The organism is Cupriavidus sp. 10L45 (genome assembly GCF_056395225.1).
This window is the reverse complement of the sequence record NZ_JBFTJC010000016.1, coordinates 103,580-125,329: the sequence shown is the minus strand read 5'-3', so window position 1 is coordinate 125,329 and position 21,750 is coordinate 103,580. Positions and strand designations below refer to the sequence as shown.

The window sequence follows — 21,750 nt, the reverse complement described above, 5'->3', positions numbered from 1 at the left end:
ACTTATGAATGCCCCCCTGACCCCGCCGGTCAGCGACGCCATTCGTCGCGCGCTAGAGAACGTTTCCCTCGAAGACAAGTACACGCTGGAACGCGGCCGCATCTATATCAGCGGCACGCAGGCGTTGGTACGGCTGCCGATGCTGCAGCAGGAACGGGATCGCGCCGCGGGTCTGAACACTGCCGGTTTCATCTCCGGCTATCGCGGGTCGCCGCTCGGCGCGCTCGACCAGTCGCTCTGGAAAGCCAAGAAGCATCTTGCAGCGCACAACGTCGTCTTCCAGGCTGGCCTGAACGAAGATCTCGCCGCCACCTCGGTCTGGGGCTCCCAGCAGGTCAACATGTATCCGGATGCCAAGTTCGATGGCGTATTCGGCATGTGGTACGGCAAGGGCCCGGGCGTGGACCGCACCGGCGACGTCTTCAAGCACGCCAACTCCGCCGGCTCCAGCCAGCACGGCGGCGTGCTGGTGCTGGCCGGTGACGACCATTCGGCCAAGTCCTCCACGCTGGCGCACCAGTCCGAGCACATCTTCAAGGCCTGCGGCCTGCCCGTGCTCTACCCGTCCAACGTCCAGGAATACCTCGACTACGGCCTGCACGGCTGGGCGATGAGCCGCTACTCCGGCCTCTGGGTGGCCATGAAGTGCGTGACCGACGTGGTGGAATCGTCGGCCTCGGTCGAACTCGATCCGCACCGCGTGGAGATCGTGCTGCCCGATGACTTCATCCTGCCGCAGGGCGGCCTGAACATCCGCTGGCCCGATCCGCCGCTGGAACAGGAAGCGCGCCTGCTCGACTACAAGTGGTACGCCGGCCTGGCCTATGTGCGGGCCAACAAGATCGACCGGATCGAGATCGACTCGCCGCACGCGCGTTTCGGCATCATGACCGCCGGCAAGGCCTACCTCGACACCCGCCAGGCGCTGTCCGACCTCGGCCTCGATAACGAGACCTGCGCGCGCCTGGGCATCCGCCTCTACAAGGTGGGCTGCGTATGGCCGCTGGAGGCGCACGGCGCGCGCAAGTTCGCCGAGGGGCTGCAGGAGATCCTCGTCGTCGAGGAAAAGCGCCAGATCATGGAATACGCGCTCAAGGAGGAGCTGTACAACTGGCGCGACGACGTGCGCCCCAAGGTGTACGGCAAGTTCGACGAGCGCGACAACGCGGGCGGCGAATGGTCGATCCCGCAGAACAACTGGCTGCTGCCGGCCCACTACGAGCTGTCGCCGGCCATCATCGCCAAGGCCATCGCCACGCGGCTGGAAAAGTTCGATTTGCCGTCCGATGTGCGCGCCCGCATCGCCGCCCGTCTGGCGGTCATCGAGGCCAAGGAGCGCGCGCTGGCCACGCCGCGCGTGACCGCCGAGCGCAAACCGTGGTTCTGCTCCGGTTGTCCGCACAATACGTCAACCAACGTGCCCGAGGGTTCGCGCGCGCTGGCCGGCATCGGCTGCCACTACATGACCGTGTGGATGGACCGCAGCACCAGCACCTTCAGCCAGATGGGCGGCGAAGGCGTGGCCTGGATCGGCCAGGCGCCGTTCGCGGGCGACAAGCACGTGTTCGCCAACCTCGGCGACGGCACCTACTTCCACTCGGGGCTGCTGGCCATCCGCGCGTCGATCGCGGCGGGGGTCAACATCACCTACAAGATCCTCTACAACGACGCCGTGGCGATGACCGGCGGCCAGCCCGTCGACGGCGAGCTCTCGGTGCGCGACATCGCCTACCAGGTCTCCGCCGAAGGCGCGAAGCAGATCGTCATCGTCACGGACGAGCCCGAGAAGTACAACGGCGCGATCAAGCTGCCCGAGGGGCTCACCGTCCACCATCGGGACGAGCTGGATCGCATCCAGCGTGAACTCCGCGAAGTGCCGGGCTGCACCATCCTGATCTACGACCAAACCTGCGCCACCGAGAAGCGTCGGCGCCGCAAGCGCGGCACCTTCCCCGATCCGGCCCGCCGCGCCTTCATCAACGACGCGGTGTGCGAAGGCTGCGGCGACTGCTCGGTCAAGTCGAACTGCCTGTCGGTGGAGCCGCTCGAGACCGAGCTGGGCACCAAACGCCAGATCAACCAGTCGTCGTGCAACAAGGACTTCTCGTGCCTGAACGGCTTCTGCCCGTCCTTCGTGACGGCCGAAGGCGCGCAGGTGCGCAAGCCCCGGGAGCGGGGATTGTCGATGGACAGCCTGCCGGTGCTGCCCCAGCCGACGCTGCCATCGCTCGACCACCCGTTCGGCGTGCTGGTCACGGGCGTGGGCGGCACCGGCGTGGTGACGATTGGCGGCCTGCTCGGCATGGCCGCGCACCTCGAGAACAAGGGCGTGACGGTGCTGGACATGGCCGGGCTGGCGCAGAAAGGCGGCGCGGTGCTGTCCCACGTGCAGATTGCCGCCAAGCCCGATGACCTCCATGCCACGCGCATCGCCATGGGCGAGGCGGATCTGGTCATCGGCTGCGATGCCATCGTCTCGGCCAACGACGAAGTGATCTCGAAGACGCAGGCGGGCCGCACCCGCGCGGTGGTCAACACCGCGCAGACGCCGACCGCCGACTTCATCAAGAATCCGAAGTGGCAGTTCCCGGGCCTGTCGGCGGAGCAGGACATCCGCACCGCCGTGGGCGAGCAGTGCGAGTTCATCAACGCCAGCGCGCTGGCCGTGGCGCTGATCGGCGATGCCATCTACACCAACCCGCTGGTGCTCGGCTTTGCCTGGCAGAAGGGCTGGATTCCGCTGACGCTGGAGGCGCTGGAGCGCGCCATCGAACTGAACGGCGTGTCGGTGGACAAGAACAAGGCCGCGTTCGACTGGGGCCGCCACATGGCGCACGACCCGGCGCAGGTGCTGGGGCTGACCGGCAAGCTCAAGCCGGCCATGGACGGGGCGGACGTGGTGAAGCTGCCGACGTCTTCGGGCGCGCTGCTGGAGAAGCTGATCGCGAGCCGCGTGGACCTGCTGACCCAGTACCAGAACGCCGCCTATGCCGCCGAGTACCGCGACGCCGTGCAACGCGTGCGCGCGGCCGAAACGGCCATGGTGGGCGCCGGCAAGCCGCTGCCGCTGACCGAGGCCGCCGCGCGCAATCTGGCCAAGCTGATGGCGTACAAGGACGAGTATGAGGTGGCGCGGCTCTACACCGACCCGGTGTTCCTCGACAAACTGCGCGCCCAGTTCGAAGGCGAGCCCGGCCGCGACTACCAGCTCAACTTCTGGCTCGCGCCGCCGCTGATGGCCAAGCGCGACGACAAGGGGCATCTGGTCAAGCGCCGCTTCGGCCCGTCCACGATGACGCTGTTCCGCCTGCTGGCCAGGCTGAAGGGGCTGCGCGGTGGTGCGCTCGATATCTTCGGCAAGACCGAGGAACGGCGCACCGAGCGCGCGCTGATCGGCGAATACCGGGCGCTGCTGGACACACTGGCGCAAGGCTTGTCCGCCGCGAACCACGACACCGCGATTGCGCTGGCGAACCTGCCGGACGATATCCGCGGTTTCGGGCACGTGAAGGAGAACAATCTCAACGCGGTGCGCGGCCGGTGGGCCAAGCTGCTGGCGCAGTTCAAGCATCCGGAGGCGGGGCAGCAAGCCGCCTGATCGCGCTGAGGTAAGCAGGGGCAGGTGTCGGCAATCGCTGGCACCTGCCCTTTTTTTCGTCTATCAATGTTCAAGTGAATCTTTGCGACTTGCGTATCGCCACCGCAACAGCGTCACGGCGCTGACACGGTCAGCCGGAACAATCCGCATTGCCGCCGCCCAGCCGGGCATCACGCGGCACTTTTCGCAGTTCCAATCGCCGTTTCCACCTTCAAAGCGAGGTTCGCATGCCGTCCACTACGCTGGTGTTTCGACGTTTCATTCGCGCATGTTCCGGGCTGTTGCTCGCGGCCGTGTTCTCGCCGGCGTTCGCGGGCTACTGGACCGGCGTGTCCCGCAGCCTGCCCGTCTCGCCGCTCGGCAACACGGTCGCGCTGTCCTGCCATAACTGCTACGGCGCCAGCAATGCCGCCACGACCACGCAAGTGTCGATGGCGCTGAACCGGGGGCTCGACCTCGTGGAGTTCGACCTGACCCTGCACGCCGATGGCCAGGTCTATGTCGAGCACAGCGACTCGGAGTCCGCCGTGGGCACCTTCGCCAGCGCGCTGGCCAATACCGCGCTGCAGCAGAGCGACCGCATGCTGTTCCTCGAAATCAAGGAGGGCTACTCGACGGCCGCCGCCAGCGACACGCTGATGCTCGGCGTGCTGCGCGCGATCCGCGACTGGGGCTACGCCACGGCGGGCCGGCCGGTCATGCTGCGCGCGTTTATGGACGGCAATAACCGCCACCAGCATCTGGTGCGCGCCCAGGCGCTGCTGGCACAGTCGGAATTCGCGAGCATCCGCGACCATGTGCGCTTCCATGCCCTGATCGAGAGCGATATCCGCAACCGCATGCGCACGGCCAAGAGCCTGGGCTTCCAGGGCGTGGAACTCGAATACCGGATGGCGAGCCTGTTCGGCGCGATCGATCAGGCCAAGCTGCTCGGCCTCGGCGTGGGCGTCTACACCACGCCGGCCAGCCTGGGCGAGCTGTACCTGTCGGCGCTGCGCGAGGACGTGGATTTCATCACCTCGGACTACGACCGGGGCGCCACGCCGCTGGCTACCTCGGCGCGGGCGCTGATCACCGAAGCCACGTCGCTGGTGCACATGAACACGCTCACCCAGACCGCCTACCCGCTGACCTACAAGCGCACCGGCCCGACGAACTACGCGGTGGCCCAGAGCGGCACCACGCCGACGCTGGAAGTGCTGTCGGTCACGTCCGATGAGGACCGCGTGGGCGGGAGCATGGTGTTTGCCGGCGCGCAGTCGGTCACGACCTGGCAGGCCGACAACGACACCAACGGCGGCTTCCTGGTCAGCGCGGTGGTCAACTTCGACGACCTGACCTCGGGCGCCACCGCCGCGATCCTTGCCAAGAGCGACGCGGGCGGCTTCGCGCTGGAGCAGGCGGGCACGCTGCTGCGCTTCGGCGTCTACGTCAACGGCGGCTACCAGTACGCCACCGTGCCGCTGTCCTCGCTCAATGGCACGGATTCGTACTTCATCGTCGGCGCCTATGACGGCGACGGCGCGGTGCGGCTCTGGGTCAACAACGTCGAGCGCACCCCGTCGGTCTCGGTGACGGGCGGCGTGGGTCTGAACACCAGCCCGATCGTGATCGGCGCCGACCCGCAGGGCGCCACGGACCGCCGCTACTTCTTCAAGGGCAAGGTCCAGCAGGTGATGGTGCAGCGCTGGCGCAACCACTGATCGCGCCCGGGCCCCGCCTCGCGCGGGGCCTGTTTTGCCGGGCTACTTGATGCCGGCGTTCATGAACGACTGCATGAACTGGCGCTGGAACAGCAGGAAGGCGACCAGCAGCGGGCCAATCGACAGCAGCGTGCCGGCGGACAGCACGCCCCAGTCCACACCGGTCTCGGGCGCCGCGAACAGCGCCATGCCCACCGTCACCGGGCGGCTCGCCTCGGTGTTGGTAATCACCAGCGGCCACAGGAAGTTGTTCCAGTGATAGCTGATGGACACCAGCGCATAGGCCAGGTAGGTGGGCCGGGCCAGCGGCACGTAGACCTTGAGCAGGATCGCCAGCCGCCCCAGCCCCTCGATGCGCGCCGCGTCCTCCAGCTCCTGCGGCACCATCATGAAGGTCTGGCGCAGCAGGAAGATGCCGAACGCGCTACCGATGTAGGGCAGCGCCACGCCGAGGTAGTGATCCACCTGCCCGAGCCGCGCCACACTGACGTAGTTTTCGGTAATCAGCACCTCCGGCATCACCATCAGCTGGAGCATGACGATGGCGAACACCAGCCCCCGGCCCGGGAAGCGCAGCCGCGCCAGCGCATAGCCAGCCAGCGTGCACACCAGCAGCTGGAGCACCAGCAGCAGCGTGACAATGCAGAACGTGTTGACGAGGTAGCGCGCGAACGGCGCCACGCGCCACGCGGCGGGGAAGTTGCCGAAGCCCCAGCGGGTGTCGAAGGACAGGCGCAGCGCATCGCCATCGGGGTGGAAGGCTGCCCAGAACATCAGCAGCAACGGGGCGATCCACAGCAGGCCGGCCAGCCAGCCGGCCACGGGAAGCAACAACCGGGGAGGAGCGATCGTCATCGGTAATGGACCCGCTTGCGGGAGAACCAGAACTGGAGCGCCGAGCACAGGGCCAGCAGCGCCAGCAGCACCAGCGTCAGCGCCGAGGCGTACGAGATGTCCTGGAACTTGAACGCCACTTCATAGAGGTAGTAGAGCAGCAGCGTGCTGGCGTTGTTCGGGCCGCCGCGCGTGAGCACGAACAGGTGATCGACCAGCTTGAACGCGTTGATCAGCGCGTTGACGACCACGAACAGCGTGGTCGGCGCCAGCAGCGGCAGGGTGACCCGCCGTAGCCGGTACCAGGCGGACGGCGCCTCGATGCGCGCCGCGTCGCGCTGTTCGGGTGAGATCGATTGAAGCGCGGCGAGGTAGAAGATCATGAAGAAGCCCGCCTCCTTCCAGATGGTGATGACCATCAGCGCGGGCAGCACGGTCTCCACATCGCCCAGCCAGTTGCGGCCGGCGATGCCGGCGGCGCCGAGCAGCTGGTTGAACAGGCCGATGTCGGGCGCGTAGAAGAACAGCCAGACGTTGGCGGCGGCCACCATCGGCAGGATGGTCGGCGTGAAGAAGGCCAGCCGCAGCAGGCCGCGGCCCGCGAAGCGCTCGTTGACCCAGAGCGCCATCGCCAGCGCCAGCATTACCGAGACCGGCACCGTGACCAGCGCGTACCAGAAGTTGTTGCGCAGCGCCTGCAGGAACACCGGGTCGTCCAGCAGCGCGGCGAACTGGTCCGCGCCGCTGAACATCGGAGCGACGCCGGGCGCCTGCGTGTGCAGGCTCTCCCAGACGCTGCCCGCGATGGGCCAGTAGGTGAACGCCGCCAGCAGCACCAGCGCCGGCAGCAACATCAGCCACGCATGGACGGCCGGCCTGGAGACGAAGGATCGGGAAGTCATGGCGTGGCGGATGTCGTTCACGGTGGGCCCGCCGCGTCAGCGCTGGTACGGCTTCAGGATGCGGTCAGCCTGCGCCTGGGCGCCGGCCAGCGCGGCCTTCGGCTCCTGCTGGCCGGTGATGGCCGACTGGAGCGAGTCCTCGAGCACCTTGCGCACGCGGCCCGCCTGGTGCGTCGACAGTTCCGCCGTCGCCACCTGGAGTTGGTCACGCGCGACCAGCGTCTGCGGCACCTTGGCCGCGTAGCTCTTGAGCGTCGGCGTCTCGTAGCTGGCCGGGCTCACGCCCATGTAGCCGGTGGCCACGCTCCATTCGGCCGAACGTTCCGGCGCCGTCAGGAATCGCACCAGACGGTAGGCGGCCTTCTGCTCGGCTTCGCTGCCGCTCTTGAACAGGTAGAAGTTGCCGCCGCCGGTGGGCGAGCCACCCGTCGGGTTGCCCGGCAGCGGGGCCACGCCCACGTCGAACTTGGCATCCTTGAGCACGGCGGTCAGGTTGCCCGTGGAGTGCCACATCATCGCCGTCTTGCCCTCGACAAAGTTTTGGCGCAGCGTGCCCCATTCGATCAGGCCCTTCGGGCTCAGGCCGTCCTTGGCCAGCGAGGTCCAGTACTGGAGCGCCTCCACGGTCTTGGGCGTGTCGAAGGTGGTGTGCGAGCCGGCGGCGTTCATCAGCGTGGCGCCGTTCTGCTTGGCCAGCGCGCCGAACATCCAGTAGGCGTAGCCCGTCGACGGAATCATCACGCCCCAGCGCGACGTGGCGCCGCCGTCCTGCTTCACCAGCTTGGCAGCGGCCTCGCGCATCTCGGTCCAGGTGCGCGGCGGCTTGTTCGGATCCAGGCCGGCCTGCTTGAAGGCGTCCTTGTTGTAGAACATGACGATGGTCGAGCGCTGGAACGGGATGCCCCAGGTCTTGCCGTCGGCGCGGCCGTTGTCCATCAGGCCCGGGTAGAAGCTCTGGAGCCACGCCTTGTCTTCCGGCGTGGTGGCGAAGTCGTCGAACGGCCGGATCACGTTCTGGTCCTTCAGTTCGAACAGGTCGATCGAGAACAGCACCGAGGTCTGCACCGGCGTGCCGGCCTTGAGGGCGGCCAGCGCCTTGGTGCGGGCGTCGTCGTAGTTGCCGGCGTAGATGGCGTTGACCTTGACGTCCGGGTTGGCCTGCTGGAACTGGTCGACCAGCTTGTCTACCACCTGCGTCAGCGGGCCGCCGACCGAGACCGGGTAGTACATGGTCACCTGCGTCTGTGCCGCCGCGCCGAGCGCGGCCATCGAGAGAACGGCGCCCAGCGCGAGGGCGAGGCCACGGGATTTGAACGACATGAAGGCTCCTGGTGAAGGACGAATCAAAACATCGGGAAAGTCATGGGGATGGAGGGAGGCCCCTCACGCGGCAAACCGGTGGGCGCGTGCGGCCGGCCATTCCAGCGCCAGCCGGCTGCCGGTCTGCAGCGCAAGCCGGCCCGGATGGCGCACCAGCACGGGCTGCTCGTAGACCTGCACCTCGATCAGCGTGTCTGCGCCGTGATATTCGCTGCGCGCGACGACGCCATCGTGAATATCCGTGCCGGCAGTGCCCGTCGCCGCCAGCGCGATGTGTTCGGGACGAATGCCCACCAGCCCGTCCAGCCCCGGCACGCGCAGCAAATTCATCGGCGGCTGGCCGATAAAGCGCGCCACGACCGGCGTGGCCGGCTGCTCATAAAGCTGTTCGGGCGTGCCGACCTGGGCGATCTCGCCCTGATGCATCAGCACGATGCGGTCGGCCATGCTCATGGCTTCCACCTGGTCGTGGGTGACGTAGATCACCGTCAGCCCGAGCGCGCGCTGGAGCTTGCGCAGTTCGGCGCGCATCTCGGCACGTAGCTGGGCGTCGAGGTTGCTGAGCGGCTCGTCCATCAGGCAGACCGGATGATGCGAGACGATGGCGCGTGCCAGCGCCACGCGCTGCCGCTGCCCGCCCGAGAGTTCACCCGGCTTGCGCGCGAGGAGCTTGTCCAGCCCGAGCATGTCGGCGGCCTGCTTGAGCCGCGCCGCCTGCTCCTCGCGCGGCAGCTTGCGCGCGCGCAGGCCGAAGACGATGTTCTCGCCCACGCTCAAGTGCGGAAACAGCGCGTACGACTGGAACACCATGCTCAGGTGGCGCGCGGCGGGGTCCACGTCGGTCACGTCCGCGCCATCGAACCAGATCCGCCCGCCGCTCGGCCGGTCCAGTCCGGCAATCAGCCGCAGCAGCGTGGTCTTGCCGCAGCCCGAGGCGCCGAGCAGCGCGATGAACTCGCCACGCGCCACGTCGAGGTCGATGCCGCGGAGCACGTGTTGCTCGCCGAAGCGCTGCTGCAGGTTGTCGAGTCGCAGGTAGGCCATGGGTTCTTATCAGCGTATGGGTCGTCGATTGCGTCAGCAGATATGAAGCGAGACACCCGCGCGTTCGCACAGCGCGGGCAGGTCCGCGCCAGCGTCGGTGCGGGCTTCCTCATCGGTGAAGAAATGGTCGATCTGGGCGAGCGTGGCCACGCGGCAGGGCGCGTCGCGCAGGAACTTGCTGCTGTCGGCCAGCACCGCGCGGACGTGGCTGTTGGCGAACAGCACCTGGGTGAACTCCGCCTCGTCCGGGTGGAACTCGAACAGGCTGCCGTCGGCATCCACCGCGCCCGCGCCGCAGATCGACAGATGCGCGCGAAAGCGGCGGATGAAGTCGAGCGTGGCGCTGCCCATCACGTCGCGGTCACCGGGACGCAGCCGGCCGCCGGCCACCCAGGTCTCGATGGCGGGCTTCTCGGCCAGCGCGTGCACGGCGTCCAGGTTGTTGGTGACCACGCGCAGCGGCCGGTCGGCCGGCAACGCGCGCGCGAACTCGGCCACCGTGGTGCCGTAGCCGAGGAACAGCGTGGCGTTGTCCGGCACGAGTGCGATGGCCGCATGGGCGATGCGCCGCTTGCGTTCGATCTGCGCCGTGCTGCGCTGCAAAAAACTGAGGTTGCGCTGGCCCGCCGGCAGGCTCAGCCCGCCATGCAGCCGCCGCACCAGGCCCTGTTCGCTCAGGTCGTTGATGTCACGCCGGATCGTCTGCGTGCTGACCTGGAAGCGATCGGCAAGCTGGTCGGTGCTGAGTTCGCTGGCATCGCGCAGCCAGTCGAGGATTTCACGTTGTCGCGGAGTTAGGCTCATTCGATCATGTTAGATGTTCGAATGAAAATTTAAACCGGAAGTGTGTCGGGTAGATGACTGTCGCTTTCGGTACACTGGGGTTCACCCTGTCTTCCCCTGTTCTCTACTTCCGCTCATGCAGATCCGCCCCTACCGCCCCGCCGACGAATCCACCGTGGTTGCCCTGTGGCAAGCCTGCGGCCTGACCCGCCCCTGGAACGATCCCCACCGCGACATCGCGCGCAAGCTGACCGAGCAGCCCGAGCTGTTCCTCGTCGGCGAGGTCGATGCCCACGTGGTGGCCACGGCGATGATCGGCTTCGACGGGCATCGCGGCTGGGTCTACTACCTCGCCGTCGCGCCCGCCTGCCAGGGGCGCGGCTATGGGCGTATGCTGATGGCGCGCGCCGAGGCGCTGCTGATCGAGCGCGGCTGCCCCAAGATCAACCTGCAGGTGCGCGAAGGCAACGACGCCGTGATGGCGTTCTACGCGAAGCTCGGCTATGGCCGGGATGCGGCCGTCAGCCTGGGCAAGCGGCTGATTCCGGACCAGTGATCGGGCGGAAGACCCCGACAAGGAGACCCCATGACCACGTATCAAGGAAGCTGCCACTGCGGCCGCGTCGCCTTCGAGGCGGATGGCGAGATCACGCAGGTGCTGCAGTGCAACTGCACCATCTGCCGCCGGCGCGGGCATCTGCTCTGGTTCGTGCCCAAGGCGCAGTTCCGGCTCAAGACGCCGGACGAGCACGCCACCACCTACCGCTTCAACACGATGAAGATCGCGCATCGCTTCTGCCCGGTCTGCGGCTGCGGCCCTTACGCCGAGGCGACCGACCCGAAGGGCAATCCCACCGCCGCCGTGAACGTGCGCTGTGTGGATAACGTCGATCTGGGCAGCCTCAAGGTCATCGAGTACGACGGCCTCCACGCCTGATCCTGGCTGACCGCCCATGCTCCGCATCGCCGGCATCGACCACCTCGTACTGCGCACCGCCAACGTGCCGCGCCTCGTGCGGTTCTATATCGATGTGCTCGGCTGCACCCTGGAGCTTGAGCAGACCGCCATCGGCCTGACGCAGCTCCGCGCCGGCAACGGGCTGATCGACCTCGTTTCGCTGGACGGCCCGATCGGCCGGGCCGGCGGCGCGGGGCCGGGGGCAGAGGGCCGCAATCTCGACCATTTCTGCCTGCGTATCGATCCGTTCGATGCGGAGGCGATATTTGAGCATCTGCGCATTCATTACGTCGATACCGGGCCGGTCGAACAGCGCTACGGGGCCGAAGGCACCGGTCCGTCGATCTATGTGAAGGACCCGGACGGCAACACCGTCGAACTGAAAGGCCCGCCCAACCTGCCCGGCGATGGCAGTCCCTGAGCAAGTGCACTGACGTAGGCATTCGCCCGTCACGCCGATACAATTCCCGCTTCATCCATCGCATCGCCACCGGCGCGCCCCCGCCCTGCGCCGGGCGCGCCATGACCACCATCGACGCCCCCGCCGTACCCACCGCTGCGCCCCCGCCCCGTCATATCGTCTGGACGCTCGGCCTGACCGAGATCATCAGCTGGGGCACGCTCTATTTCACGTTCACGGTCTTCATCGACCCGATGCACCAGTCGCTGGGCCTCGGCAAGCCGTTCCTGGCCGGCGGGTTCTCGCTCGGGCTGCTGGTCTGGGCGCTGTGCTCGTTCGCCGTGGGCCGGCTGCTGGACCGCGTGCCGGCGCGCAAGGTGATGGGATGCGGCTCCGTGCTGGCGGCCATCGGCCTGTTGCTGTGGGCGTGGTCGCCCTCGCCGACGATGTTCCTGCTGATGTGGATTCCGCTCGGGCTGGCCATGGCGTCCACGCTCTATGAACCCGCCTTCGTGGTGCTGCGGCAGGCGTATGGCGATGGCTACCAGAAGCCGATCGTCCACGTGACGCTGCTGGCCGGCTTCGCCAGCACGATCTTTATCCCGCTCGGCCAGTGGCTGGTACTGCACCTGGGCTGGCGCGGCACGCTGGTGATCTTCGCCGCGCTGAACCTGTTCGTCTGCGCGCCCCTGCATGCGCGGCTGCGCTACACGGCGCATGCCACCTACGCGTCCGCGCAGGCTGGCGGGCCACTTGCCGGCGCCGGCGGGCCCGGCATCGCGCGGCTGACGCTGCGCCAGCCCGTGTTCTGGGCCGTGGTGCTGGCCTTCACGGCGACGGCCGTAGTCGCCTCGCTGCTCGGCGCGCACCTGATCCCGATGCTGACCGAGAAGGGCATGCCGGTGGGACAGCAGCTCATCGTGGCGGCGCTGATCGGCCCCGCGCAGGTGGCCGGCCGGCTGGCCATGGCGCGCCTGCCGATCCACCACCCGGTGCGGCTGTCGATGCCGGTCTACTGCCTGATGGGTGCCGGGCTGCTCTGCTTCGCGCTCGGCCACGGCTACTGGCTGATGCTGGCCGCCGTGCTCTATGGCTGCGCCAATGGCGTCAACACCATGCTGCGCGCGATGGCCATGCCCGAGCTGATCTCCCGCCACCACTACGCCACGCTGAACGGGCTGATGATGACGCCGGTCCTGATCATGCAGGCCGCCGCGCCGTGGTTCGGCGCGCTGCTGTGGCGCGCCGCCGGCGGTTACTGGCTGATGCTGTGGGTGATGGTGGCGCTGGCCGTGGGCGCGCTGCTGGCGTTCGGCTTCGCCCTGCACAAGCGCGGGCTGCTGCGCCCGGAGGCCGCCGCATGAGCGATGTCTCCCGCGCCACGCGCGGCACCATGGCGCTGTTCTTCGTCAACGGCGCCACCTTCGCCACCTGGGGCGTCCACATCCCGACCATCAAGGCGCGCTTCGGGCTATCGGACGCCATGCTCTCCTTCGCCATGCTGGCCGTGGCCGGCGGCGCCATCCTGGCGATGGGCCCGGTCGGCCGCTGGGTGGCGCGGCTGGGCAGCGGGCGGGCCTCGATGCTGGGCGGCGTGGCGTTCGCGCTCTGCACGCTCGGCATCCTCGCCATGCCTGCCTTCACGCTGCTGCTGCCGATGCTGCTCCTCTTCGGCATGGCCAACGCCGCGTTCGACGTGTCGATGAACGCGCAGGCCGCCACGGTGGAGGCCAGCCGCCCCCGGCCCGTGATGTCGGCCCTGCACGGCATGTTCAGCCTCGGCGGCATGGCCGGGCGGCATTCGGCGGACTGATGCTGACGCTGGGCGTGCCGCCGCTGGCCCATGCGGCGATGATCGCGGCCATGACGGCGCTGACCGCCGTGGGCGTTGCGGGCGGGCTGCTGGCCGATCCTCCGGCCATGCCGACGACCGACCATCACCATCGCGCGCACGCTTCCCGCGCGCTCTGGCTGCTTGGGCTGATGGCGTTCCTCGGGCTGGTCGGCGAAGGGGCGATGTACGACTGGACGGCGGTCTATATGCGCGATGTGGCGGAAGCCCCGCTCGGCTGGATCAGCTTTGGCTACGCCACGTTCTCGGGCGGCATGGCCTGTGGGCGCTTTGGCGGCGACCTGCTGCGCGCGCGCTTTGGCGATGCCCGCACGCTGACCGGCAGCGCCTGGCTCGGCTTTGCCGGCATCGCGCTGGCCATCGCGGCGCCGTGGCCGGTGCCGACGCTCATCGGCTTCAGCCTGATGGGGCTGGGCGCGGCCAATATGGTGCCGATCTTCTTCGTGGCGGCGTCGCGCCTGCCCGGCGTGACCGCTGCCGAGGGCATCGCGCGCGTGGCGCGCTTCGCCTATGTGGGATTGCTGCTGGGGCCGGTGCTGATCGGCGGGGTGGCGCACCTGGCCAACCTGCGCTTCGGGCTGGCGGTGGTGGCGGTGACGATGGGGGTGATCGCGCTGTTCGGGGCGCGCGCCGCGCGGCGGTATCTCACGCCGCGCTAGCCCGAAGGAAGATCAGGCGGCCTGCCGAGCGGGGGCGCTGCCCGCGCCCTGCCCCTCGAACACGAAGGTGTCCATGGCAAGCACGCCGTAGGTGACTTCATCCGCGATGCGATCGACCTGTGCCTGCCCATCGGTCGCCGATGCAGGGCCGAGCGCCGCGCCCAGCGCCACGAAGAACGGCAGCAGATGTTCGTCGGTCGGGTGCGCGCGGCGGGCGAATGGCGCGTTGTCCCGATAGCCGGCAATCCGGCTGGTATCGCCGGTGGCCAGCGCCTCGTCCAGCGCGTCTTTCATCCAATCGCGGAATGCGTCGACATAGGGCTCGGTCTCCGGGCCATGCTGGGCCTTGCGCCCGCCGCCGAACACTTCCTGCAGGTTATGCGTGAAGCTGCCCGAGCCGATCACGATCACGCCTTCATCGCGCAACGGTGCCAGCGCACGGCCGATTTCGATCTGCGTGGCGGGGCTCAGGTACGGGTTCAGCGCAAGCTGCAGGACCGGCAGGTCGGCGTCCGGGAAAAAGTGACGCATCGGCATCCAGGCGCCGTGGTCGAGCGGACGATCGGCGTCCTCGGCCACGTAGCAGACGCCTTCCACGCCGGCGGCTTCGACCAGCACCTTGACCCGGGCGGCCACGTCCGGGGCGCCGGGCGCGTCGTAGCGGAGCGCGTACAACTCGCGCGGAAAGCCGCCGAAGTCGTGCCACGCCTCCTGGCGCGTGCGCGTGCCGACGACCAGCGTGCTGTAGATCCAGTGTGCCGAGATCACCAGCACCGCCTTGGGCTGGCGCGCGCGCAGGCGTTCGCCCAGCGCATCGAATGCGGCGCCCGTGGGGCCGGGGTCGATCGCCAGCATCGGCGATCCGTGTGACACGTAAATGGCGGGAAGCGTGCTCATGGCCTTCAATCCTTTTGTCCAACTGCATGAAGTTTGGCAACAATGGCCGCCCCCGGCGTACCCCGATTGCGGATACCTCGTGCAAATTTTCTGAACATCGGACCGTGCGCGTCACACCCGCCTCGCCACCGCGTTGGATAGCGCACACAGGCCGACAGCGTAGGCCCGCGCCTGACGGCAGGCATATGGCGATTGGGCCTATGATGGCGAAAAGCCTGCGATCCCCGGATCGCCTCCCCAAGCTGCCTCGGACCGGCCCACCGGCGAACATCGTGTTCAAGCCCCACGCTCCCCTTCACGCCCTGCCCCACGCGCTGTGGTGGCAGCCGGGCGTCTATGGCAGCGGGCCCGCCGTGGTGTTGTGGATCGTGGCGCGGCTGCCGGCGGACACCCTGGCCGCCGTCTTCGGCACGCCGCTGGCCCCCGCACTGTTCAACCACGCCGGCGACACCGTCTTCGTCACCGGCTGGATCGCCAGCGCGCTCTGGCTGTGGTTCACGCGCAAGAAACCGGCCCCGCCGGCGCAGAATGACGCCGTTACGGCGGTACCTGATCCCTCCCAACCGCACACGCAAACCCGGCAAATGTAAGGATTCGCTTAAGATGGCGGCTGTTTTCACCGTCATAGAAAAGTGTAATGTCCGTCACAGCTGCCACTGCCAATGACCTGTCCAAAGCCACCCGACGACGCGCGATCCTCGCCGCGACCATCGGCAACGGCCTGGAATGGTTCGATTTCACCGTCTACAGCTTCTTCGCGGTCATCATCGCCAAGCTGTTCTTCCCCACCGGCGACGACCTCACCTCGTTCCTGCTGACCGTAGCCACCTTCGGCGTGGGCTTCTTCATGCGGCCCGTGGGCGCCATCGTGCTCGGCGTCTACGCCGACCGTGTCGGCCGCAAGGCGGCGCTGACGCTGACCATCCTGCTGATGGCGCTCGGCACGGCCATCATCGGCCTGGCGCCCACTTACGACAGCATCGGCCTCTGGGCCCCGGCGCTGATCGTGGTGGCGCGGCTGATCCAGGGCTTCTCGGCCGGCGGCGAGGTCGGGGGCGCCACGGCGTTCCTGATCGAGCACGCACCGGACGAGGAGCGCGGCGCCTATGCCAGCTGGCAGCAGGCCAGCCAGGGCATCTCGTTCATGCTCGGCGCGGCGATGGGTGCGCTGGTGACCAATGGCCTGAGCCCGGAGCAGATCGATGCCTGGGGCTGGCGCATTCCGTTCCTGTTCGGGCTGCTGATCGGTCCCGTGGGCATGTACATCCGCTCGCATCTGGAAGAGCCGCCCGAGTTCGAGGCGCGCCAGGCCGAACGTCGCAAGAACAATGTGAAGTTCTCGCCGCTCTCGCAGGTGCTGCGCGACCATCCGCGCGAAGTACTGGCCGGCCTGGGCGTGACCATCCTCTGGACGGTCTGCACCTACGTGCTGGTGTTCTACATGCCGTCGTACGCCAAGCAGCAGCTCGGCCTGCCGCTGGGCGCGACGTTCCAGTCGACCGCGATCTGCGGCGCCATCATCCTGGTGCTGTGCCCGCTGATGGGCATGCTGTCCGACCGCGTCGGCCGCAAGCGCATGCTGACCGTGGTGGCGGTGGCCATCGGCGCGCTGGCCTACCCGCTGTTCCACTGGCTCAACGTGTCGCCGACCACGGCCACGCTGCTCCAGGTGCAGATCGTGCTGGGCATCCTGCTGGCCGCGTTCACCGGCCCGGCCCCGGCCGTGCTGGCCGAGCAGTTCCCGACCGAGGTGCGTTCCACCGGCCTCTCGCTGGCCTATAACTTCGCCGTGACGATCTTCGGCGGCTTCGCCCCCCTGATCGTGACGTGGCTGATCACGTCGACGCAAAACAAGCTTGCGCCGGCCTACTACGTGATTGCCGCCGCGATGATCAGCATCGTGGCGCTGGCGTTCATGCACGACCGCACGGGCAAGCGGCTCGCCTGAGCGCGCTGCAGGGTCGTAGAAAGTCAGAAGGCCAACCCTCGGGTTGGCCTTTTTTGTGTCCGCTTTTTGTGTCCGCTTTACATGTCCGATTCCGGCTTCCGCAAATCCGCAGGTGCGGGCATGATCCCAGCCAAAGCGCCAGCGCGCGCCGTCCACCCCATCAGGAGCTTCACGCATGACATCGACAGAGACCGCCTCGCAGCCCCGGGTACGCTGCAGCTGGTGCGGGACGATCGAGGATTATTGCCACTACCACGACCACGAATGGGGTTTCCCGGTCGATAACGATCGGCGCCTGTTCGAGAAACTGTGCCTGGAGGGCTTCCAGTCCGGGCTGAGCTGGCTGACGATCCTGCGCAAACGTGAGAATTTTCGCAAGGCGTTCGCCAATTTCGAGATCGACAAGGTCGCCCGGTTTACGGAGCGCGACGTGGAGCGGCTGCTGGGCGACGCCGGCATCATCCGCCATCGGGGCAAGATCGAGGCCGCCATCCACAACGCCCAGCGCGCGCAGGATCTGCTGAAGACCGAACCCTCGCTGGCGGCCTATTTCTGGAAGTTCGAGCCGGACCCGAAGTCGCGGCCGAAGAAAGTCACGCCGGCCGTGCTGCGCGAGATGACGACGTCGCCGGAGTCCGTGGCGCTCTCGAAGGACCTGAAGAAGCGCGGCTGGAAGTTCGTCGGCCCGACCACGATGTATGCGCTGATGCAGGCCATGGGCCTGGTCAACGATCATTTCGAAGGCTGTGCGACCCGCGCCGAGGTGCTGAAGGCCCGCAAGGCCTTCAAGGTGCCGCGCTGATCCTCGCCGGAAGGCTGGCTGGAAGCCGATCCATCCACAGCGCTTTTCTGTTTCGGCAACGGTGCGTATACGTATACAGATATTGTTTACGTATACATAAATAGTAGTAGTAGGTAAACGTCGCCCCTGGCCGTTGATAAGCCGGTTTTTCCCTTTCCCGTCAGGGGCTTGGAAAAAAGACAACCCTAGGGGCGGCGCACCGCGTATACGTGGACAACCGCCTCGCGCCCGGTTTCATCCCCCGCCACGCCGCCGAGATATCCGTATACCGCCCACATGCGGCCCCCAGGCAGGCCACAGGCAATCCATGTGGTTGTCCCCAAGGCGTAGCGAAGATGTCCACAGGGCCCGTGCATGCGGGCAGGGATCGGGGCACACTGGCGGTTCGCTGCCGAAGGAGCCCCCGCGATGGATGCCACTACCCTCTTTCTCTACCTGATTGCGGTCGCCGCCGTGATGGTCACGCCCGGCCCGACCATGCTGCTCGCGCTGAGCAACGGCGCCACGCGGGGCATGCGGGTGGCCGCCTGCGGCATCGCCGGCGCGGCGCTGGCCGACCTGATCCTGATCGGCGCGGTCGGCTGCGGGCTGGGCGCCTTGCTGCTGGCGTCCGAGCAGTGGTTCACCATCATCAAGTGGATGGGCGCCGCCTACCTGCTCTACCTGGCGTGGGGGATGTGGCGCGCGCCAACGCAGGCGCTGGTGGCCACCTCCGGCGCGGCCTCGGCCAGCGGCCGGGCGGCGTTCTTCCGGGCGCTATTCGTGGCGCTCTCCAACCCCAAGACGCTGCTGTTTACCTCGGCCTTCGTGCCGCAGTTCGTCCACGCGGACAAGCCGGTGGCGCTGCAATACACGATCCTGGCGGTCATCGCCGCGCTGATGGACATCCTGATGATGTCGATCTACGCGTACGGCGGACGCCACGCCATGCGCACGCTGTCAGCGCGCGCCGTGCAGTGGATCAACCGGAGCTGCGCCGGCATGCTCGCCTTCCTGGCGGTCGGCCTGAGCCTCTACCGCCGCAGCGACCTGCGCTGACGAGGGGGCCGGGTCCGGGGCCGGCACCGGGTCCACGTGGGTCATCACGTTAAGGACATCGTCGCGCAGCATGGCGCGGCGGCGGGCCTCGGTAGCGATGGCGTGACCGCGCTCCACGGTCAGGTCGGCGCGGATCTCCAGGTGGACATCAACCAGCACCATATCCCCCATCTTGCGCGTCTTGAGGTCGTGCAGGCCGAGCACCCCGGGGGTGTCGAGCATGGCGGCGCGCAGGGCGGCCACCACGTCGTCATCGGCGGCGCGGTCCATCAGGTCGCTCAGGGCCGTCCAGCCGAACTGCAGCCCCATGCGCGCCACCACCAGCCCGACGACGATGGCCGCCACGGGGTCCAGGATGTGATAACCGAGCAGATTCCCGCCGATGCCGAGCGCCACCACCAGCGACGACGCCGCATCGGACCGCGCATGCCAGGCATTGGCCACCAGCATGCTCGAGCGCACGCGCTCCGCCACGCGGAGCATGTAGCGGAACAGCAGTTCCTTGAAGATCAGCGTGGCGATGGCCACCCATAGCGCAATCGCCTTCACCGGCTGCACCCCTTCGGGATGCTGGATCTTGCCGATGGCCGCCCAGAGCATGCCCACCCCCACCGCCAGCAGGATGGCCCCCAGCGCCAGCGACGCCGCGGTCTCGAAGCGCTGATGCCCGTACGGGTGATCGGTATCCGGATCCTTGCTGCCGTGATGCCCGGCGAACAACACGAGGAAATCCGAAACCAGATCGGAAAGGGAGTGAATGGCGTCCGCCACCAGCGCCTGGGAACCCGCCACCACGCCGATAAACCCCTGCGCGATGGTCAGGACCACATTGACCGCCACGCTGACGAGGGTGCTACGCCGGCCGGCCTGGGCGCGGGCGGCGGGGTCGGTGGCGGCGTTGCCGATGCCTGGCGCTGTGTGTTCCGGGGATTTGGGCATGTGCATGGGAGGAAACTATACGCTCTGCGATTCGGCGAACGACCGGATGGCGAATCTCAACGATGCGGACGCACGGACGCATTGGGATTCTAGCGATTCAGAATCCCCCAAAGCAAAACAACGCACCACATCTTTCGACGTAATGCGTTGTTTCGTAAGGAAAATCCTGGTGGACCGAAGGAGGATCGAACTCCCGACCTCTGCATTGCGAACGCAGCGCTCTCCCAGCTGAGCTATCGGCCCGTGACGGACGATTCTAACCGAACTCCGCGCGGGGTATCAATTGCGTCCGCCCAACACTGCACATCGGCGAAAGGGCAGCAAATCCCGAAAATCAGCCCATCATTCCGGGGTTGCCGTCCATGCCGCGCACGGTGGGCAGGTTCAGCGGTCGGGCGCTGACTTCCTTGTTGGACCGCAGCCATTGCGCCATGACGTCCCACACCGGGGGGCCGCCGGTCTGGCGGGCTTCTTCGGCCACGGGGGCCCAGCCGGCCACCTTGTAGGTCTTGCCGGCGTCGAGCGGACGGCCGGCCAGGCGCATGTCGCTGATGCGCCGGCCCATGGGCTGGTTCGGGTCGATGGTGTACTGCAGCCCGCCCACGCGCACCATGTCGCCGCCCTGTTGGTAGTACGGGTCCGGATTGAACAAGTTGTCCGCCACGTCCTCGAGCACGGTCTTGATGGTCTCGCCGGTCATCGCCGTCACCGTGGTGTACGGGTAGGTGATGGCGGTCTGGTCCATCAGGGCTTCCATTGTGATGGGCTCGCCCGGCACCAGCGTCGTGCCCCAGCGGAAGCCCGGGGAGAAGGCGATTTCGGCGTCCTGCACCGCCATCAGGCCGTCCAGGATCAGTTGGTCGAAGGTGCCGTTGAAGTTGCCGCGCCGGTATAGCAGGCCGCGGTTCACGGCCAGGACCTCGCCGAGCTTGGCTTCGTAGGGGGCGCGCACCTTGCGGATCAGCGCGTCCATGTCCGGGTCGGCGGGCAGGAAATTGGCGAAGACCGGCAGCAGCTTGTATCGGAAATCGACGACTTTGCCATTCCGTACGTCGAAATCCAGCACCCCCAGGAACTTGCCGTTCGAGCCCGCGTTGGTGACCAGCGTGGTCCCGCCCGGGTTCTTCACCGGCACGGGCGCCGGCACGCCGTCGTGGGTGTGGCCGCCCAGGATGGCGTCCAGTCCGCGCACGCGCGAGGCCAGCTTCAGGTCCACATCCATGCCGTTGTGCGACAGCAGCACCACCACCTGGGCGCCCTTGCCGCGCACGTCGTCAATCACCTGTTGCAGGCTTTCCTCCTGGATGCCGAAGGTCCAGTCGGGCACGAGGTAGCGCGGGTTGGCGATGGGCGTGTACGGGAACGCCTGGCCGATGATGGCCACCGGCACGCCGTTCATGTGCCGGATCACGTACGGATCGAACACCGGATCGCCGAAATCGTTGGTCTTCACGTTCTGCGCGAGGAAGGACACGCGGTCCTTGAAATCCTTGCCGACGATTTCCTTCACGCGGTCCGCGCCGAGCGTCATCTCCCAGTGCGGCGTCATCACGTCCACGCCAAGTTGCAGCGCGGCATCGATCATGTCCTGGCCCTGGGTCCACAGCGCGGTGGCCGAGCCCTGCCAGGTGTCGCCGCCATCCAGCAGCAGCGCGCCGGGGCGGCTGGCGCGCAGGCGCTTGACCAGTGTGGCGAGGTGGGCAAACCCGCCGACCTTGCCGTAGCGGCGCGCGGCCTCGGTGAAATCGATCGAGGTGAACGCGTGCGCGGCCGGTGTGCCCGGGCGGATGCCGTACTGGCGCAGGAACGCCTCGCCCACCAGATGCGGCGGCTTGCCCGCCCACGGCCCCACGCCAACGTTCACGCTCGGCTCGCGGAAGTGCACGGGCCGCAACTGGGCGTGGCAATCGGTGAAATGCAGCAGGTGGACGTTGCCGTGGCGCGGCACGTCGTAGAACTGCTGGGCGGCGCGGGCGGCCTGGGCCTCGCCGGCGGGCAAGGCCATGCCGCCCGCGCCGGCCACGGCCAGCACCTGCAGGAATTCGCGTCGATTCATGCCCGGAGCCGCGCCGG

The 21,750-nt window shown here is 67.6% G+C and carries 18 protein-coding genes, 1 tRNA gene and 1 pseudogene; 11 read left to right on the top strand and 9 right to left on the bottom strand.

The window, feature by feature from the left end; all coding sequences use genetic code 11:
- The first annotated feature begins 4 nt into the window (after nt 1–4).
- Entirely contained in the window at nt 5–3,598 is a 3,594-nt protein-coding gene (locus AC1DFU_RS24905; RefSeq protein WP_441593540.1) for an indolepyruvate ferredoxin oxidoreductase family protein, read from the top strand.
- A 227-nt stretch (nt 3,599–3,825) separates the two neighbouring features.
- Nucleotides 3,826–5,301, top strand: a complete 1,476-nt coding sequence (locus AC1DFU_RS24900) for a LamG-like jellyroll fold domain-containing protein (RefSeq protein WP_441593539.1) — start codon at nt 3,826–3,828, stop codon at nt 5,299–5,301.
- A gap of 42 nt (nt 5,302–5,343) precedes the next feature.
- Here the strand turns inward: AC1DFU_RS24900 and AC1DFU_RS24895 are convergent, their stop codons facing one another.
- The 5 genes from AC1DFU_RS24895 to AC1DFU_RS24875 all read right to left on the bottom strand — a co-directional run bounded on the left by AC1DFU_RS24895 (nt 5,344) and on the right by AC1DFU_RS24875 (nt 10,205).
- Nucleotides 5,344–6,156 (bottom strand): carbohydrate ABC transporter permease, encoded by an 813-nt coding sequence (locus AC1DFU_RS24895; protein ID WP_092300097.1) that lies wholly within the window; start codon nt 6,154–6,156, stop codon nt 5,344–5,346.
- Nucleotides 6,153–7,037: a carbohydrate ABC transporter permease gene (locus AC1DFU_RS24890; RefSeq protein WP_092300402.1), complete on the bottom strand. Its 885-nt coding sequence runs from the start codon at nt 7,035–7,037 to the stop codon at nt 6,153–6,155. Before AC1DFU_RS24890 ends, AC1DFU_RS24895 begins: the two co-directional genes overlap by 4 nt.
- A 36-nt stretch (nt 7,038–7,073) precedes the next feature.
- Nucleotides 7,074–8,357 carry an ABC transporter substrate-binding protein gene (locus AC1DFU_RS24885; RefSeq protein WP_092300100.1) on the bottom strand — a complete coding sequence of 428 codons (1,284 nt, stop codon included), beginning with the start codon at nt 8,355–8,357 and terminating at the stop codon, nt 7,074–7,076.
- Nucleotides 8,358–8,420: 63 nt separating this feature from the next.
- Nucleotides 8,421–9,401, bottom strand: coding sequence for an ABC transporter ATP-binding protein (locus AC1DFU_RS24880; protein ID WP_092300103.1), 981 nt, complete (start codon nt 9,399–9,401; stop codon nt 8,421–8,423).
- Nucleotides 9,402–9,434: 33 nt separating this feature from the next.
- The gene (locus AC1DFU_RS24875) at nt 9,435–10,205 is read right to left on the bottom strand and encodes a DeoR/GlpR family DNA-binding transcription regulator (RefSeq protein ID WP_092300106.1); all 771 of its coding nucleotides are present in this window, start codon (nt 10,203–10,205) and stop codon (nt 9,435–9,437) included.
- Between the two features lie 115 nt (nt 10,206–10,320).
- Between AC1DFU_RS24875 and AC1DFU_RS24870 the strand changes: the two genes are divergently transcribed.
- The 5 genes and pseudogenes from AC1DFU_RS24870 (at nt 10,321) to AC1DFU_RS24850 (ending at nt 14,053) form a co-directional block, all read left to right on the top strand.
- Nucleotides 10,321–10,740, top strand: coding sequence for a GNAT family acetyltransferase (locus AC1DFU_RS24870; RefSeq protein ID WP_092300109.1), 420 nt, complete (start codon nt 10,321–10,323; stop codon nt 10,738–10,740).
- A 30-nt stretch (nt 10,741–10,770) separates the two neighbouring features.
- Complete coding sequence (locus AC1DFU_RS24865; protein WP_092300112.1) at nt 10,771–11,121, top strand: GFA family protein; 351 nt, start codon at nt 10,771–10,773, stop codon at nt 11,119–11,121.
- Between the two features lie 16 nt (nt 11,122–11,137).
- Nucleotides 11,138–11,563, top strand: coding sequence for a VOC family protein (locus tag AC1DFU_RS24860; protein WP_441593538.1), 426 nt, complete (start codon nt 11,138–11,140; stop codon nt 11,561–11,563).
- Nucleotides 11,564–11,664: 101 nt separating this feature from the next.
- On the top strand, nt 11,665–12,906 hold the full coding sequence (locus AC1DFU_RS24855) for an MFS transporter (protein WP_092300118.1): 1,242 nt from the start codon (nt 11,665–11,667) through the stop codon (nt 12,904–12,906).
- Nucleotides 12,903–14,053: pseudogene (locus tag AC1DFU_RS24850) on the top strand (MFS transporter). The gene AC1DFU_RS24855 and the pseudogene AC1DFU_RS24850 overlap by 4 nt, the downstream one beginning before the upstream one ends.
- Nucleotides 14,054–14,065: 12 nt before the next feature.
- On the opposite strand, the gene AC1DFU_RS24845 reads toward AC1DFU_RS24850, so the two are convergent.
- Nucleotides 14,066–14,950: a dioxygenase family protein gene (locus AC1DFU_RS24845; RefSeq protein WP_092300121.1), complete on the bottom strand. Its 885-nt coding sequence runs from the start codon at nt 14,948–14,950 to the stop codon at nt 14,066–14,068.
- A 314-nt stretch (nt 14,951–15,264) separates the two neighbouring features.
- Between AC1DFU_RS24845 and AC1DFU_RS24840 the strand changes: the two genes are divergently transcribed.
- The 4 genes from AC1DFU_RS24840 to AC1DFU_RS24825 all read left to right on the top strand — a co-directional run bounded on the left by AC1DFU_RS24840 (nt 15,265) and on the right by AC1DFU_RS24825 (nt 18,738).
- Nucleotides 15,265–15,540 carry a hypothetical protein gene (locus tag AC1DFU_RS24840; RefSeq protein WP_369823533.1) on the top strand — a complete coding sequence of 92 codons (276 nt, stop codon included), beginning with the start codon at nt 15,265–15,267 and terminating at the stop codon, nt 15,538–15,540.
- A gap of 47 nt (nt 15,541–15,587) precedes the next feature.
- Entirely contained in the window at nt 15,588–16,898 is a 1,311-nt protein-coding gene (locus AC1DFU_RS24835; RefSeq protein WP_092300125.1) for an MFS transporter, read from the top strand.
- Between the two features lie 175 nt (nt 16,899–17,073).
- The gene (locus AC1DFU_RS24830) at nt 17,074–17,700 is read left to right on the top strand and encodes a DNA-3-methyladenine glycosylase I (RefSeq protein WP_092300128.1); all 627 of its coding nucleotides are present in this window, start codon (nt 17,074–17,076) and stop codon (nt 17,698–17,700) included.
- Between the two features lie 408 nt (nt 17,701–18,108).
- Nucleotides 18,109–18,738: a LysE family translocator gene (locus AC1DFU_RS24825; RefSeq protein WP_092300131.1), complete on the top strand. Its 630-nt coding sequence runs from the start codon at nt 18,109–18,111 to the stop codon at nt 18,736–18,738.
- Here the strand turns inward: AC1DFU_RS24825 and AC1DFU_RS24820 are convergent.
- From AC1DFU_RS24820 to soxB, 3 genes are all read right to left on the bottom strand, one after another.
- Nucleotides 18,640–19,677 carry a cation diffusion facilitator family transporter gene (locus AC1DFU_RS24820; protein WP_092300410.1) on the bottom strand — a complete coding sequence of 346 codons (1,038 nt, stop codon included), beginning with the start codon at nt 19,675–19,677 and terminating at the stop codon, nt 18,640–18,642. The genes AC1DFU_RS24825 and AC1DFU_RS24820 overlap by 99 nt on opposite strands.
- Nucleotides 19,678–19,844: 167 nt before the next feature.
- Nucleotides 19,845–19,920 (bottom strand) — tRNA-Ala (locus tag AC1DFU_RS24815).
- A gap of 91 nt (nt 19,921–20,011) precedes the next feature.
- Complete coding sequence (gene soxB, locus AC1DFU_RS24810; RefSeq protein ID WP_441593537.1) at nt 20,012–21,733, bottom strand: thiosulfohydrolase SoxB; 1,722 nt, start codon at nt 21,731–21,733, stop codon at nt 20,012–20,014.
- Nucleotides 21,734–21,750 lie beyond the last annotated feature (17 nt).

What these genes read in the sequence shown, in the direction of transcription:
- AC1DFU_RS24855 (WP_092300118.1), top strand. Translation starts at nt 11,665, where the DNA reads ATGACCACCATCGACGCCCCCGCCGTACCCACCGCTGCGCCCCCGCCC.
- AC1DFU_RS24860 (WP_441593538.1), top strand. Translation starts at nt 11,138, where the DNA reads ATGCTCCGCATCGCCGGCATCGACCACCTCGTACTGCGCACCGCCAAC.
- AC1DFU_RS24900 (WP_441593539.1), top strand. Translation starts at nt 3,826, where the DNA reads ATGCCGTCCACTACGCTGGTGTTTCGACGTTTCATTCGCGCATGTTCC.
- AC1DFU_RS24825 (WP_092300131.1), top strand. Translation starts at nt 18,109, where the DNA reads ATGGATGCCACTACCCTCTTTCTCTACCTGATTGCGGTCGCCGCCGTG.
- AC1DFU_RS24890 (WP_092300402.1), bottom strand. Translation starts at nt 7,037, where the DNA reads ATGACTTCCCGATCCTTCGTCTCCAGGCCGGCCGTCCATGCGTGGCTG.
- AC1DFU_RS24835 (WP_092300125.1), top strand. Translation starts at nt 15,588, where the DNA reads ATGTCCGTCACAGCTGCCACTGCCAATGACCTGTCCAAAGCCACCCGA.
- AC1DFU_RS24870 (WP_092300109.1), top strand. Translation starts at nt 10,321, where the DNA reads ATGCAGATCCGCCCCTACCGCCCCGCCGACGAATCCACCGTGGTTGCC.
- AC1DFU_RS24865 (WP_092300112.1), top strand. Translation starts at nt 10,771, where the DNA reads ATGACCACGTATCAAGGAAGCTGCCACTGCGGCCGCGTCGCCTTCGAG.
- AC1DFU_RS24885 (WP_092300100.1), bottom strand. Translation starts at nt 8,357, where the DNA reads ATGTCGTTCAAATCCCGTGGCCTCGCCCTCGCGCTGGGCGCCGTTCTC.
- AC1DFU_RS24845 (WP_092300121.1), bottom strand. Translation starts at nt 14,950, where the DNA reads ATGAGCACGCTTCCCGCCATTTACGTGTCACACGGATCGCCGATGCTG.
- AC1DFU_RS24905 (WP_441593540.1), top strand. Translation starts at nt 5, where the DNA reads ATGAATGCCCCCCTGACCCCGCCGGTCAGCGACGCCATTCGTCGCGCG.
- AC1DFU_RS24830 (WP_092300128.1), top strand. Translation starts at nt 17,074, where the DNA reads ATGACATCGACAGAGACCGCCTCGCAGCCCCGGGTACGCTGCAGCTGG.
- AC1DFU_RS24820 (WP_092300410.1), bottom strand. Translation starts at nt 19,677, where the DNA reads ATGCCCAAATCCCCGGAACACACAGCGCCAGGCATCGGCAACGCCGCC.
- AC1DFU_RS24895 (WP_092300097.1), bottom strand. Translation starts at nt 6,156, where the DNA reads ATGACGATCGCTCCTCCCCGGTTGTTGCTTCCCGTGGCCGGCTGGCTG.
- AC1DFU_RS24875 (WP_092300106.1), bottom strand. Translation starts at nt 10,205, where the DNA reads ATGAGCCTAACTCCGCGACAACGTGAAATCCTCGACTGGCTGCGCGAT.
- AC1DFU_RS24880 (WP_092300103.1), bottom strand. Translation starts at nt 9,401, where the DNA reads ATGGCCTACCTGCGACTCGACAACCTGCAGCAGCGCTTCGGCGAGCAA.
- soxB (WP_441593537.1), bottom strand. Translation starts at nt 21,733, where the DNA reads ATGAATCGACGCGAATTCCTGCAGGTGCTGGCCGTGGCCGGCGCGGGC.